This window comes from Lentilitoribacter sp. JB5-8, from assembly GCF_055693385.1.
In genome coordinates this window covers 280,775-295,060 of record NZ_CM146332.1, presented here as the reverse complement: position 1 = coordinate 295,060, position 14,286 = coordinate 280,775, and the positions used below count along the sequence as shown (strand labels likewise).

Sequence of the window (14,286 nt, the reverse complement as noted above, 5' to 3'; positions counted from 1 at the left end):
TCGGAGACACGGTGATGGTTACTGCTTAGCTGCTCACTAAAGATACTAAAATGATGCAATACCTGTCGTAGCGGATGACAGTCTATTTTCATTATCAAACTTAAAAATGAATCTGCGTTCAACTGAATTGACAAAGCCTTCAAACCAACATGTGAACCAGCCTAAATTGCAACCATTTGCGACGGGAGATGCCACCCATTCCCACCCATCATGATGAAATTGATAATAGAGATACAAACCAGACGGGGAGTTTCGCTCATGTTCGAATTCAGCATCCCAATATTGCATAATTATTTTTACCTGTGTTGGCATCAATTTACAGGATAACATAGTTTCTAAAGCTTCATCGATCTGGTCTCCTTTTGCTTTATCCAGGTTTATCGGCTTTGCAGCCGTCGAGCCGTCTTCAAGAACAACCAAAAGTGAGTTTGTATGTACGACTTGATTGGTACAGTTATTGGAATTGACTACTTTGCTTTGGAATTCACTCGCTAGTGGTGATCCAGTTGGGAAAGGAGAAGATAGCGCTAACCCAATAACCAACAAACAATGGCGGCTGGCTTTCACTAGTATTGCGTTCATTTTTTATCTGAACTTTCATATCATTTCTCTAAATTAAAGTTCAACCATGTTTTAAATCGACTGCATATTAGCAAAAATAGTTAGTTTAATTGGAGCGTCTATTACAAATGTTTGTTCGTGTTTGATGCCGGGCAAGGTCAAAAACAAAATAGCTATCATTTGATAGAAAGTAGACGGCTCGATTCTAATTCGGATGTGGCCATAAATACCCAGTTTCAACTGTCAATTCAGAGATTTAAAACTGCCCGTAAATTAACCAAAAATGTATCGCCAATATTAAAAATTTTAGTGATTGTTTGTATGTAAGATTTACGATTTTGTGCGAGAATAGTTTTGTATAGAGATTTACGAGAGGCGCTTATGCTACCTGCAAATTTTCCAAAATGGGCAATATTTTTTACAACAATGCTGTGCGGTACATTTTCATTCGTTCTTATTGCATTACTTGGTAGCTTTTTCCCGACTATAGGCGCTCATTTCTTGAATGGTACGGATTTAGGGATGGTTTTTATGTCGATAATCATTCTTGTGCCAGTATGGTTGGTCCATCACAAAATTTTCATGCATGGAATCAACCAAAGGTTCTTTTAATCAAGCTCTCCTAACTGACGCAAACGAGCGCATGCTAAATTTTTGTAAGATATCAACCCAAACACCCCGCTCCAAAAAAGTGCAAGGGTCAGTGACTGTGCTAGAAGTGTGCTAGATTTGAGAAACGCTGTTTGTTAAAGCATTGAAATCATTGATCTCAATTTTGCTAAATCCATGCTGTGCTAGTGATGTGCTAGCAAATAGCATGGGTGATGCCGGTGATGGCTGTGAATATAAGTCTTTGATTTTATTTGGAAAATTGGAGCGGGCGAGGCGATTCGAACGCCCGACCCTAACCTTGGCAAGGTTATGCTCTACCCCTGAGCTACGCCCGCTCATCATCATATTCTGAGGTGTTATGAATATGACTGTCAGTGAAGACCTGCGCTATATGACGCAAGATGAAATGAATTGCAACAACAAAATGTCAAGAATTTCGCGGAAAATGCAGTTTTCTAATTTTGACCATTTTTAATGCGCGGTGATCCCTTATGAGCCTTACTTTTAAAGCGCCTTTTTTAGTTGATTGAGCCTGCGCATTAAGGATGTGGGTTTGCATCTCATTTAAAAACTAGTATATATGAATACATCATTGATGTTTTGATAAAATTATCCAGTTATGATGAGTTAACTTATGCCGCGACCTAAAAAGTCTGATGAAAAGACTGATCTTTCAAGTTTGTTTGAAAACGCTCAAATCGATCGTTCGCGCGCGATTGGTGATCAGGTTTATCAGTTGATGCGGCTTTTTATCATTTTGGACCGCTTAAAACCCGGTGTCCAGATTAATGAACAAGATATTGGAAAATGGTTGGGTGTCAGCCGCACGCCCATACGTGAAGCCTATCAGCGGTTGATGCGTGATGGTTTGGTTATTACGCAGCCCAAAGTTGGCTCTGTTGTTTCAACAATAGATAATGATCGGATTTTAGAAGGCATCATTATACGGCGTGCGCTTGAACGCGAAGTGGTTCGACTTATTTGTGAAAACGGTGCTGATCTGGATAAATTTTCAGCCAATATTGCGTTGCAGCAAGTGGCAATTTCGCAATCTGATCATATCGAGTTTTTCAAGCAGGACGAAGCGTTTCATCTCATGTTGGCAGAATTAGCCGGTATCCCATCTGCCTGGCGATTGGCGCAATCGGTGAAGGCGCATATTGATCGAGCACGCATTCGTATCACCAGCAATTTACCCGATCGGATGGATCAAGCTTTTGATGAGCATTTAAAGCTTATTGATGCGTTAAAGGAACGTGATGTGGAAACAGCGTCTATGCTCATTAGCAAACATATTGAAACGATCTTTATCGATATGGATAAATATACTTCCGAGAATACATCATCATGAAGCTTTTAAACCAACATTTTACTGCGCCCGAAGGTGGGGCGGCATTGAATTATGCAGCTGATGAACTGGGAACGGGTATTGTTCATTTCGGGCCTGGCGCATTTCATCGCGCGCATCAGGCCTATTATACCGATCAAGTCTTATCCAAGTTTGGTGGCGATTGGCGCATCTTGGCGGTGAGCTTAAAAAGTACCAAAACTGTTGATGATTTAAACGAGCAGGATGGACGATATTCGCTCCTAATAAAATCTAAAAATGGTGAGAACCAATTAGATATTATTGGCTCCATTGCGCGCGCAGAAGCTGCGGCGCGTTCGACTGACTATGTGTTTGAAATGCTCGCATCACCAAACACACATATATTAAGTTTGACGGTCACAGAAAAAGCATATGGGATTGATCGTATGTCTGGTGCAGTGGATCATACGCATACAGATATTGCTCATGATCTTGAAAATTTTGACAATCCAATCGGTGTTATTGGAATGATTGCAAGAGGTTTGATGTTGCGCAAGGCGGCAGGTTTGGCGCCATTTACTGTCTTGTGCTGTGATAATCTACCGAATAATGGTGATCTGGTGCGATCTGGCATTTTGGATTTTGCGCAGCAAATTGATGATGAGCTTTATCAATGGATAGCCCAACATGGATGTTTCCCTAATACCATGGTTGATCGTATAACTCCTGCTGCGACACAAGATGTGTTAGATAATGCAAGGGATATTTTGGGTGTTGAGGATAGGCTTGCTATTGAGACGGAGCCATTTACCCAATGGGTGATTGAAAATAATTTTTGCGGACCGCGTCCGATGTGGGACAAAGTTGGCGCGTTGATTGTCGATGATGTTGCGCCTTTTGAGCATATGAAACTTCGCATGCTAAATGGTGCACATTCTCTCATCGCTTATCTTGGATACACCCATAATTGCAAGTATGTGCGCGATGCGATGGCAAATCTATCTATCAGCAAATTGGTGGGTCGGCATTTTGATGCAGCGTCGCAAACTTTATCTCCGCTTGAGGGTGTGGATTTTGGCGAATATGCGGCTCAATTGACCGAACGTTTTGAAAATCCAAATATAGCGCACGAAACCTATCAAATTGCGATGGATGGAACGCAAAAGCTTCCACAACGGATTTTTGCGCCCGCCGTTGATGCGTTGCAAAACAATGCTGAGCTTGACAGCTTTGCTTTGGCGACAGCCGCCTGGATGAATTATTGTTATCTTGGTGTAAATGGATGCGATAATTTTGAGATGAAAACCTATCCGCTGCGTGATCCGCGAGAGGCAGAGATTAAGTCTGCGCTATCAGGTGTAAAGTTAGAAGCAGTCGATATTTATTCTCGGTTGAAAGCTTTCCCTGATTTCATGCCTGTTGAGCTGTTGCAAAGTCAGAATTGGCAGACGCTTGTTATATCAAATTTAAGCCAGTTACTAACCGGCGAACTCGATAAAATTGCTGCCAATGCAGGTAGTAAATAAAACCAACTATTTAAGAAATATCTGAAAGATTTATTATGAAAATTGCATGTGTAGGCGAAGCAATGATTGAATTATCTGTTGATCCATCAGGGCGAAATGCGGCGGTGGGTTATGCAGGTGACACGCTGAATACCGCGATATATTTGCGCCGTAATATGGGGGATGATCATAATGTTTATTTCACCAGCGTTTTGGGGCAAGACCAGTTTTCAGACTGGATGCTTAGTTATATCGACAATGAAGATGTAGATTGTTCAACCATTTTTAAACATGAAGACTTATTGCCTGGGATTTACTCGATTTCAAAAAATGAATTGGGTGATCGCACCTTTACATATTGGCGTGAGAATTCCGCTGCTCGTACACTTTTTAAAAATGCCGATGGCGAGATAGATTTTAACAGCCTTGCGCAGATGGATGTCGTTTATTTCAGCGCAATTACGCTTGCTATCCTGCCACAAGACGTGGTGACAGCTTTGTTTGATTGGCTTGTTGGCTATCGTGAAAATGGCGGAAAAGTTGCCTTTGATTCCAACTATCGTCCGCGGTTGTGGCCAAGCCGGGAACATGCTTTGGAGATTGTCGAAAAAGCCTGGCGTTTAACTGATATTGCAGTCCCATCCATAGATGACGAAATGGAATTATTCCAAGATAAAGACGAGAAGGCACTGATTGAAAGATTTCAGTCGTATAATATCGCTGATGTTGTTATTAAGCGCGGTGAACGTGGACCCATAGCATTGATCAATGGTGAGTTGCAAAATTATGAATTAGACTATCCTCCTGTGCAAAAGGTGGTTGATACCACTGCAGCAGGTGACAGTTTTAATGGTGGATTTTTTGCAAGTTTTCTAATTGGGCGCTCGATTGAACTATCAATGCTAGCGGGACACAACATGGCAATGAAAGTGATTGCACATCAAGGTGCGATCATTGATAAGTCACATATGTGATTATTGAAGTGAGATGGAATATTGACCGACGTTAAATCAAAGCAGGATTTGTTTGATGCGCTGGACGCATTAGAAATTGAATATAAGAATTTTGATCATGAGCCGGTCTTTACCGTTGAAGAGTCTACATCGTTGCGCGACGATATCCCAGGTGGTCACACGAAAAACCTGTTTTTAAAGGACAAAAAGAGCAATTACTTCCTGGTTACTCTGGAAGAAAATGCTGTTGTTGATTTAAAGGTCATTCACACTTTGATTGGTGCAAAAGGGCGGGTGTCTTTTGGTAAGCCCGATAAATTGATGGAATATTTGGGTGTTGCGCCTGGCTCCGTTACAGCCTTGTCGGTGATCAATGATACGCAATCAAATGTGACCATGGTTCTTGATGCGCCACTGTTGGAAAATGACATTATCAATTGTCATCCGCTTTTAAATGATGCGACAACGTCTATAGCGCGCGATGATTTGATCAAATTTGCAAAACATTTTGGTCATGACCCTTTAATTATTAAAGTTTCGCAATAAATCTATAAAATAAGTCCGCTTTAAAAATAAAGACAAGCGACGTAACGCAATTTTCCGTAATGGGATGGGAATAAATATGACTGATGATGATAATCCTTACGCTTATAATTCTGGCGCACAATATCAGGGATCTGCATCATATGGCACAAGCACTATGACAAGCGGAGCACCGGTGCCTCCAGCTGCTGCCCCTGCGGCTCCAACCCCTGGTGAACTTATTAAAGACACAACGCTTAATGAGTTTAAAATTGATGTGATTGATCAGTCAGAACATCAACCTGTTATTGTTGATTTTTGGGCACCATGGTGCGGGCCCTGTCGTCAACTCACACCTATAATTGAAAAAGCAGTTCAAGAAGCCGGTGGTGCGGTTAAGCTGGTGAAAATGGATATTGAGAAATACCCAGATATCGCCAATCAGATGGGCGTGAAATCCATCCCTGCAGTTGTTGCATTTTCTAACGGTCAACCGGTTGATGGATTTATGGGTGTGCAGCCAGAGGCCCAGATAAAAGAATTTATTGCAAAGCTTGCTGCTGCAAATCCGCAAAATGATATGCAGGAACAACTTGATCAAGTGTTAGATGCTGGTGATGCGGCGCTTGCAGAAGGTGATTTTGAACAAGCTGCGCAGGCCTATTCGATGGTTATGCAACACGATCGTGGCAACAAACGTGCTGTTGCAGGTATTGTCGATTGCATGCTGAAGACAGGCAGAGTTGATCAAGCGGCTGCACTTTTGGCGAAGTTGCCAGAGGATGATAAATCTGCACCGGAGATTTCAGGTGCGATAAAGCGTGTGGAAATGGCGCAAGAGGTCGCTAAGCTCGGCGATCCAAATGCGTTGCAAGCGCGTATAGATAATGATGAAAATGATCACGAAGCTCGTGCCGATTTAGCAAAGATTTTTGCCGCTCAAGGACAGCGTGATGAGGCGGTCGATGCATTGATTTCTATTATGCGTAAAGATCGTGAGTGGCAAGACGATGGCGCGCGCAAGATGCTTTTGGATTTCTTTGAAGCATGGGGTCCAACTGACCCTGCAAGTGCTTCCGGGCGCCGCAAGTTATCGTCGATTTTATTTTCGTAAAATAATCAGGTGACGCATATTGTGTTACCTTCGTAACAGCCTATCATGTTGTAGAGTTGTTGGTGCGAAAGGCGTAAAATATGCAAGTTGGAAATATGCACTATATAAAGGATACAGACCTTCCCAAACAGGTGAGGTTGTTCCCATTATCAGGTGCCCTACTATTACCTGGCAGCATTATGCCTTTAAATATATTTGAGCCGCGATATCTTGAATTGTTTGATGATGCACTTGCAAGTGACCGTATCGTTGCCATGGTGCAGCCAAATTTTCTCAACAAGGCCAATACACCCGTAGAAGATCTCTGTAGTGTTGGAACACTTGGCCGTATCATATCCATCGCAGAGTCTGGAGATGGACGATATCTTATCTCATTGGGTGGTGTGTGCCGTTTCCGTATCAAAGAAGAACTGAGCGTTAAGACACCTTACCGCGTTGCAAATATCACACCGTTTATGACCGATATTGAAGCGAAAGACTTCGAAATGCCTGAGGCTAAAGCGGAATTGCTCCAACATATGCGTAACTATGTTGAAGAGAATAATATTGAAGTTGATTATGAAGATATCGAACAGTTGCAAGTCTCGGATCTTGTGAATTTGCTATCGGGTTTGCTTCCTTTCGACTTGGCAGAGAAGCAGGCCCTTTTAGAAGCTGATTTTGAAGTGAGAGTTCAAACTTTAATCGCGCTCTTAGAAATGGGTTTTTCAAGCGATGCTTCTGATACCCGGCAAACAGTTCAGTAGGGTTCGTTTATGAGTGAGAAAAAGCAAAAACAACCTGATATCGACCCGCAATTGCTACAGCTGCTGGTTTGCCCGCTCACAAAAGGATCATTGTCATATGATAAGGATACATCTGAGCTGATTTCAGAAAAGGCAAAGCTTGCTTATCCAGTGCGCGATAATATTCCAATCATGCTGGTTTCTGAAGCGCGGCAATTATAAGCTTGGCGTTTTATATCATTATGCCTTTTAGCAATTTTGGTCCTGATTGTTGTTGTAGGCCTGCCGCTTGTTCAATGAAATAGTTTTTCAGCTTTGGCATGCGATCGACTAAACCCAATCCTAAATCCCTTAAATGTCGGATAGGTGCAATGTCGTTTGAGAACAATCGGTTGAGCACATCGGTCGTGACACCCATTTGTACCGTATCAAAACGCCGCCACATTTGGTAGCGTTCAAGTATACTTTTGGAGCCGAAATCCAATCCTAAACGGTCCGCGTCTACAATAGTTTCGGCCAGCGCTGCTGCGCCTTTGAAGCCTAAATTTAGGCCTTGCCCTGCAATCGGGTGAATGCCATGTGCTGCATCTCCAACGAGTGCTAAACGATTTTGTACGTAATCGCGTGCGAGTGTTAAGCCGAGCGGAAATGCTTTGCGCGAACCTTCCAATTGGATTTCACCTAGTTTGTGGCCAAAGCGCCGTTCTAGCTCCATCTCAAAGACAAGATCATCGCTTTCGACAAGCTTGTTCGCTTCTTCGGTTTTTTCCGTCCAAACCAGTGATGATCGATTACCGGTTAATGGAAGTATGGCAAATGGTCCGCTTGGCAAGAAGTGTTCTTCTGCCATGCCGTGGTGTTCCCGTTCATGGGCGACAGTTGTGACGATACCGGACTGACCATATTGCCAGCGCATGGTTTTAATACCTGCCATTTTGCGAATGCGTGAATTAACACCATCAGCTGCAATAAGCAGTTTTGCATTGATGATATCACCATTTGCCAGCGTGATAATTGCCTGGCTATCTGTTTTATTAAAATCGGTAACGGGGCTGCTTTGCAAGATTGGCACGTTTAATTCATCGGCTTTTTGACGAAGCGCGGTAACCATGGAAAGGTTAGGGGTCATATGTGCAAAAGGTCGATCTCCCTCAACTGTACCGTCAAAGTTTAAAAAAATTGGCCTAATGGGGTCGTTAACTTCGGAATCGGTGACGATCATTTTATTAATCGGTTGCGCATCAGGTAAGATGTCTTGCCAAAGGCCAAGCGCGGCCAGCATGTTTTCTGCTGCAACAGCGATTGCCGAGGCGCGCGTATCATTTTTCCATACGTCTTTAGGAGCTGCATCCACAATCATTATGTTTAAATGTGGAGAGGCTGCCTTGATCGCCACGGCTGTTGCCAGTCCGACATATCCTGCGCCAGCAACTAATATATCAACGTTTTTAAGTTTATCCGACATGGTGTCACTTTCCAAAATCTGATCGCGCAAAGGCCTGACTTATTTTGCGAAAACATATGCAGTTCCGTTTGCAATCTGGCAACACTATATCGTAAGTCTGTCAGAGTTCGAAATTAATTTGTGGGTTCAAAATGTCGCGTGACCGATCTTCAACAATGAGGAAGTTTTTAAATTGTCTGAATTTGGAAAATCACTCTGAGACTGAGTTTGTAGCACACACGCCAGATTTTGGCTGGCAGCGTATTTTCGGTGGCCAATTTATCGCGCAGGCAATCGTTGCGGCACAAAGAACAGTTCAAAAAGAGAAGCGCATTCATTCTTTGCATTGTTACTTCCTGCGCCCGGGTGATCCGGAAGTACAGGTTTTGTATAAGGTGACGAAGGTTCGCGATGGCGCCAGCTTTTCTATGCGAATTGTAGATGGTTATCAGGGTGATCGGCAGGTATTTACACTTCAATGCTCTTTCCATCGTGATGAAAGAGGGCTGTCGCATCAATCTGACATGCCAAATGTAAGCCGGCCGGAGGCGCTGGATTTACATGATAGGCTTAACCAGTCTGCTGATCAGGTCATCCGTCCATTAAAGGCTTACATAGACAAAGAGCGTCCTTTTGAGTTTAGGCCAGTTTCCGTTGAGCGTTATCTTAATGAAGGCGCGCTCGAGCCGCATCAGTCCGTTTGGTTAAAGTTAGTGAGCGATATCAAAGTTGAAGATCATGCAGAATATGATGTGGCTATGCTGGCTTACATTTCTGATGCTTTGTTAATTGATACAGCGTTGTTTCCCCATTCAACCAATATATTTGATGGCAGCATACAAGGGGCAAGTCTTGACCATGCATTATGGTTTCATCGACCTTTTAAGCTTGATGATTGGGTGCTTTATCACATGGATAGCCCAACAGCATTTGGTTCTCGCGGGCTTGCTCGCGGGCAGATTTTCTCAAAAGAAGGTGAACTTTTGATATCCGTTACGCAGGAAGGTTTGATTCGTAAACGTGCATCTGCTCGATAAATAGTCATTTTTATATTTCTGCCTATTTTTTCATCATACATTGGATGCCTAAAAAATAGGCGAATACCGTATTTTTCCTGTTGTTACAAAAATTTCCTTTAAAAACCAAATGATTAGTTAACAAATTGTGAAGTTGGCACGGCATTTGATTCTATTACGTCAGCTGCGCGGTGATGTTGCTGCGCAGGTCGTTAGATGCGGATTAATACCCGCAAGTAATCAAAGGACGGGAAACGAGATGAAAATCGTTATGGCCATTATCAAGCCGTTTAAATTGGATGAGGTGCGTGAAGCTCTTACATCAATCGGCATTCAGGGGTTAACAGTGACGGAAGTAAAAGGTTACGGACGTCAAAAAGGGCACACAGAAATCTATCGCGGCACTGAATATGCTGTGAGTTTCTTGCCAAAATTAAAAATTGAAATTGCGGTAGCAGCAGATGCTGTTGACGGCGCAATTGAAGCTATCTCATCTGCTGCCAAAACTGGCCAGATTGGTGATGGTAAAATCTTCACATATTCAATTGATCACGCAGTACGCATCCGTACTGGTGAAACAGACGCAGAAGCCCTTTAAGGCCCACAGGAGTTTATGATTATGAAATCACTTAGTAAAAAATCGCTTGTGGCGATGACATTGGCGGGGATGGCTGTGAGTTCAGTTCCTGCGCTTGCTCAAGATGCAGCGGCAAGCCCATCAGCTGAAACAGCTTATATCTTTAACACGTTGCTATTCCTTATTGGTGGCTTCCTAGTTATGTTCATGGCAGCTGGTTTTGCTATGCTGGAAGCTGGCTTGGTACGTTCTAAAAACGTTTCAATGCAGTGTTTGAAAAACATCGCTCTATATTCAATTGCCGGCATCATGTTCTGGGCAATTGGTTATAACCTTATGTATTCTGGCGTTGACGGCGGTTATGTCGGTTCAATCGGTTGGGGTTACGGCTTTGATGCTGTAGGCGCTGACGCATTGGACACAGGTTATTCAACAGCGTCTGACTGGTTCTTCCAAATGGTGTTTGTTGCAACAACTGCTTCAATCGTTTCAGGTACAGTTGCAGAACGTATTAAAGTTTGGCCTTTCCTTATCTTCACAGCAATTTTGACTGGTGTTCTTTATCCAATCACTGGTGCTTGGACATGGGGTGCAGGTTGGTTGAGCGAAGCAGGTTTCTCTGACTTTGCTGGTTCAACAATCGTACACTCTGTTGGCGGTTGGGCAGCTCTAACAGGTGCTATCATTCTTGGTGCTCGTAAAGGCAAATATGTTGACGGCCGTACAGTTCCAATGCCTGGTTCAAACATTGCGCTTGCAACATTGGGTACATTCATCCTTTGGCTCGGTTGGTTCGGCTTTAACGGTGCGTCTCAGCTAGCAATGGGTACAATCGGCGATGCTTCTGACGTTTCACGCATCTTTGCAAACACAAACCTAGCTGCTGCTGGTGGTGTTGTTGCTGCGGTTATCTTGACACAAATCATGTATAAGAAAATCGACGTAACAATGGCTCTTAACGGTGCACTTGCTGGTCTTGTTTCAATCACTGCTGAGCCTTTGGCTCCTTCAGGTGGCGCATCTATCCTAATCGGTGCTGTTGGTGGTGTTATCGTAGTATTTGCGGTTCCAATGCTCGACAAGTTCAAAATCGATGATGTTGTTGGTGCGATCCCAGTTCACCTATTTGCTGGTATCTGGGGTACTATCGTAGTTCCTGTAACTAACTCAGACGCAAACTTCGGTTCACAGATCCTTGGTATCTTTGCAATGGGTGCATTCACTGTCGTGACATCAGCTATCGTTTGGTACGCACTGAAAGTAACAATCGGTCTGCGTGCATCTGATGAAGATGAAATGATGGGTATGGATAAAGCTGAGGTTGGTATCGAAGCTTACCCAGAATTTAGTAAAGGCTAAACTCAAATCGAAAGTAGGCTTGCTGTACCTCCTCCTCCCTTTCCCAAACAGCAAGCTTACGATCAAAAGAAGAAGGGCCCGAAAACTATCGGGCCCTTTTTTTATGTCAGAAACTCAGCAAGTATGATCTTGTATATGAAGATGTGGCTTTATGATTTTGAGCGCCAATTTCCTGCTCGCCCACCCACCAAAAGCCAATAGATAAATCCACCCGCCATAGCACTCACAATATAAGCAAGCGCATCATCTTGCACTGAAGCTGAGGCGAAAGGTGAAAACAAAATGGCGATGGTGATAAGGCCGGCGCTGACTAAATAGTATAGCCAGTCTTTGATTGGTTTGAGTTCAAAGAAAATGATGATCACGAAAGTTGGTATCCAGGCCAAATTTGCAAATTGAAATGTCAGTGCACCGACAGTTAATATCAATGCCAAATAAACCTCAAAATCGTTATAGATCTCGAAATCTTGTAATGTGATCAAACCGGATAAAAATGCGAAGATTAAAGCTGCGGTTATACAGGCTATAAAATAACCGAATACAATGCCCATAAATCGAATTATCAGGCGAACCAGTTGCGTCATTTAAGATACCCTTGGGGTTTTGATTTAGGTTTCGCCGTGTCCGGCAATCATGCTTGTCATGAGTTGCGATTCCAGCGCCAAGCGTTCGCTTTTGCGCAAGCGCTCGGATTCAGATTTGAGTTGACCACATGCTGCTAGAATATCACGCCCACGCGGTGTGCGAATTGGGGAGGCATATCCAGCTTGATTGATGAAGTCCGCAAACTTTTCAATTTGTTCCCAATCGGAGCATTCATATTCTGATCCCGGCCATGGATTAAATGGTATCAGATTAATCTTTGCCGGGATATTTTTAAGCAATATCACCAGTTCTTTGGCATCTTGCAGGCTGTCATTGACACCTTTGAGCATGACATATTCAAATGTGATGCGGCGCGCATTGTTCGCGCCTTTGTAGTTTCGACAGGCGTCTAATAGTTCTTCGAGTGGGTATTTCTTATTAATTGGCACCAACACATCGCGTAAATCATTGCGTGTTGCGTGGAGCGAGATCGCCAGCATTACACCAATCTCTTCACCAGTTTTATAAATCTCTGGAACAACACCAGATGTTGAAAGAGTGACACGTCGACGTGACAACGCAATGCCATCACCGTCAATTGCAATGTGTAGGGCTTTTTTGACATTCTCGAAGTTGTAGAGAGGTTCACCCATGCCCATCATCACAATGTTGGATACTTTGCGTTCGCTTGATGGAATAATTCCGCCAGTTGGTGTGTCTTTGTTTGGGAAATCTCCCAAACGATCTCGCGCAATGAGCAGCTGCGCTAAAATTTCACCTGCGGTGAGATTTCGCACGAGCTTTTGTGTGCCTGTATGGCAGAATGTGCAAGTGAGCGTGCAGCCAACCTGGCTTGAGATACATAAAGTGCCGCGATCATCTTCGGGTATATAAACGGTTTCTACTTCAACCGGTTTACCCGCGCCACCGGATGGAAAGCGCATTAGCCACTTTCGTGTGCCATCATTTGAAATTTGTTCTTCAATAATTTCAGGTCGAGAAATATCAAAGTGTTCATCAAGTTTTTGTCTTAAGTCTTTTGAGACATTGTGCATATCAGCAAAATCAGAAACTCCGCGCACATAGAACCAGTGCCACAGCTGACTGGCGCGCATTTTGAGTTGTTTTTCTGCAATGCCAATAGATCTAAGTTCCTCAATAAGCTCAGATTTTGGAAGGCCAATAAGATGTTTTTTGCTGGTTGCACCCGCTTTTACTCGCGTATCAACTTCATTGCGGACGTCTTTATCGGTCAAGTCAATGGATATAGCCATTGTTGTCTATGCCTTTATGATTTCATGGTTGTTTGATGGGATAACATCAATTTGCGTAACCGTCACGAGTTATCTCGTACCAAATAAAAAGTCCTGCGCAGCAAAAAGGCCGGAGAACCGGCCTTATCTGATATCAGTAAATACAATTTGCAGATTAGTTACAAGTCGCGATGTTCTTCAAAGCGGCGGTAATGCCAGATAGTGAGAAGCTGTAGTCGCGGTTTTTGCCATTTCTGGATGAAACAACCTGAACTGTCGCTGAGCTGCCAGCTCTTAAGGCTGCTACAAATGCAGGGCCTTCCGCTGCATTTTCAATATGGGCAACTTTGCCACGTGAAATAAATTGATAGGATTTATCGCCAATTTGCACTTTCACTTTTGAATCCTGGCGCAATTTATAGCTCATCATAACTTGCGGTTCATACACCACATTTTGACCCACGCGTTGTGCAACCAAAAGATAGTTTTGCCCGTGCGAAAGTGTGCGGCCTTCTTCTGAAAGTGGCGCAGCTGTTTTATGTGGTGATAAAACGTAACAAACTTTTCCATTTGCTGATTGGTAAGAATAAGCACCCCAGTCAGTGAACTCTTTTATGAGCGCAGGTGTTTGTGCATTGGCGGTCATGGGGCTTGCGAATGCGCATACGGCGCCCAGTGCCAATGTAAATGTAATTTTTTTACTAAACATAGCGATGATCTCTTTCGTCAAAAACATTGTCATCCCCCTCAC

15 protein-coding genes and 1 tRNA gene are annotated in these 14,286 nt (G+C 43.4%); 10 read left to right on the top strand and 6 right to left on the bottom strand.

Features of this window, described 5'->3' with window-relative positions; genetic code table 11:
* Nucleotides 1-45: 45 nt before the first annotated feature.
* Together ACZ1GZ_RS01485 and ACZ1GZ_RS01480 are read right to left on the bottom strand one after the other, a co-directional pair.
* Complete coding sequence (locus tag ACZ1GZ_RS01485) at nucleotides 46-582, bottom strand: hypothetical protein (protein ID WP_472666655.1); 537 nt, start codon at nucleotides 580-582, stop codon at nucleotides 46-48.
* 851 nt (nucleotides 583-1,433) lie between these two features.
* Nucleotides 1,434-1,508: transfer RNA gene (locus tag ACZ1GZ_RS01480), tRNA-Gly, on the bottom strand.
* A gap of 299 nt (nucleotides 1,509-1,807) precedes the next feature.
* On the opposite strand from ACZ1GZ_RS01480, the gene ACZ1GZ_RS01475 reads away from it, so the two are divergent.
* The 7 genes from ACZ1GZ_RS01475 to ACZ1GZ_RS01445 all read left to right on the top strand — a co-directional run bounded on the left by ACZ1GZ_RS01475 (nucleotide 1,808) and on the right by ACZ1GZ_RS01445 (nucleotide 7,523).
* Entirely contained in the window at nucleotides 1,808-2,524 is a 717-nt protein-coding gene (locus ACZ1GZ_RS01475) for a GntR family transcriptional regulator (protein ID WP_472666654.1), read from the top strand.
* Entirely contained in the window at nucleotides 2,521-4,008 is a 1,488-nt protein-coding gene (locus ACZ1GZ_RS01470) for a mannitol dehydrogenase family protein (protein ID WP_472666653.1), read from the top strand. Before ACZ1GZ_RS01475 ends, ACZ1GZ_RS01470 begins: the two co-directional genes overlap by 4 nt.
* Nucleotides 4,009-4,043: 35 nt before the next feature.
* Entirely contained in the window at nucleotides 4,044-4,961 is a 918-nt protein-coding gene (locus tag ACZ1GZ_RS01465; RefSeq protein WP_472666652.1) for a sugar kinase, read from the top strand.
* Between the two features lie 21 nt (nucleotides 4,962-4,982).
* Nucleotides 4,983-5,486 carry a prolyl-tRNA synthetase associated domain-containing protein gene (locus ACZ1GZ_RS01460; RefSeq protein ID WP_472666651.1) on the top strand — a complete coding sequence of 168 codons (504 nt, stop codon included), beginning with the start codon at nucleotides 4,983-4,985 and terminating at the stop codon, nucleotides 5,484-5,486.
* A 76-nt stretch (nucleotides 5,487-5,562) separates the two neighbouring features.
* Nucleotides 5,563-6,576, top strand: coding sequence for a thioredoxin (trxA, locus tag ACZ1GZ_RS01455; protein WP_472666650.1), 1,014 nt, complete (start codon nucleotides 5,563-5,565; stop codon nucleotides 6,574-6,576).
* Nucleotides 6,577-6,671: 95 nt separating this feature from the next.
* Nucleotides 6,672-7,322, top strand: a complete 651-nt coding sequence (locus ACZ1GZ_RS01450) for an LON peptidase substrate-binding domain-containing protein (protein WP_472666649.1) — start codon at nucleotides 6,672-6,674, stop codon at nucleotides 7,320-7,322.
* 9 nt (nucleotides 7,323-7,331) lie between these two features.
* A complete protein-coding gene (locus ACZ1GZ_RS01445) occupies nucleotides 7,332-7,523 on the top strand; it encodes a Trm112 family protein (RefSeq protein WP_472666648.1) in 192 nt (63 codons plus the stop codon).
* Between the two features lie 10 nt (nucleotides 7,524-7,533).
* Here the strand turns inward: ACZ1GZ_RS01445 and ACZ1GZ_RS01440 are convergent, their stop codons facing one another.
* Nucleotides 7,534-8,766 (bottom strand): ubiquinone biosynthesis hydroxylase, encoded by a 1,233-nt coding sequence (locus tag ACZ1GZ_RS01440; protein WP_472666647.1) that lies wholly within the window; start codon nucleotides 8,764-8,766, stop codon nucleotides 7,534-7,536.
* A gap of 131 nt (nucleotides 8,767-8,897) precedes the next feature.
* Here ACZ1GZ_RS01440 and ACZ1GZ_RS01435 point away from each other — a divergent pair, with 131 nt between their 5' ends.
* The 3 genes from ACZ1GZ_RS01435 to ACZ1GZ_RS01425 all read left to right on the top strand — a co-directional run bounded on the left by ACZ1GZ_RS01435 (nucleotide 8,898) and on the right by ACZ1GZ_RS01425 (nucleotide 11,697).
* Nucleotides 8,898-9,782, top strand: a complete 885-nt coding sequence (locus ACZ1GZ_RS01435) for an acyl-CoA thioesterase (RefSeq protein ID WP_472666646.1) — start codon at nucleotides 8,898-8,900, stop codon at nucleotides 9,780-9,782.
* Nucleotides 9,783-10,020: 238 nt separating this feature from the next.
* Nucleotides 10,021-10,359: a P-II family nitrogen regulator gene (locus ACZ1GZ_RS01430; protein WP_472666645.1), complete on the top strand. Its 339-nt coding sequence runs from the start codon at nucleotides 10,021-10,023 to the stop codon at nucleotides 10,357-10,359.
* 21 nt (nucleotides 10,360-10,380) lie between these two features.
* Complete coding sequence (locus tag ACZ1GZ_RS01425) at nucleotides 10,381-11,697, top strand: ammonium transporter (protein ID WP_472666644.1); 1,317 nt, start codon at nucleotides 10,381-10,383, stop codon at nucleotides 11,695-11,697.
* A 149-nt stretch (nucleotides 11,698-11,846) separates the two neighbouring features.
* Here the strand turns inward: ACZ1GZ_RS01425 and ACZ1GZ_RS01420 are convergent, their stop codons facing one another.
* The 3 genes from ACZ1GZ_RS01420 to ACZ1GZ_RS01410 form a co-directional block, all read right to left on the bottom strand.
* The gene (locus ACZ1GZ_RS01420; protein WP_472666643.1) at nucleotides 11,847-12,281 is read right to left on the bottom strand and encodes a hypothetical protein; all 435 of its coding nucleotides are present in this window, start codon (nucleotides 12,279-12,281) and stop codon (nucleotides 11,847-11,849) included.
* A 24-nt stretch (nucleotides 12,282-12,305) separates the two neighbouring features.
* The gene (rlmN, locus tag ACZ1GZ_RS01415; protein ID WP_472666642.1) at nucleotides 12,306-13,556 is read right to left on the bottom strand and encodes a dual-specificity RNA methyltransferase RlmN; all 1,251 of its coding nucleotides are present in this window, start codon (nucleotides 13,554-13,556) and stop codon (nucleotides 12,306-12,308) included.
* 154 nt (nucleotides 13,557-13,710) lie between these two features.
* Nucleotides 13,711-14,271: an invasion associated locus B family protein gene (locus ACZ1GZ_RS01410; protein WP_472666641.1), complete on the bottom strand. Its 561-nt coding sequence runs from the start codon at nucleotides 14,269-14,271 to the stop codon at nucleotides 13,711-13,713.
* Nucleotides 14,272-14,286 lie beyond the last annotated feature (15 nt).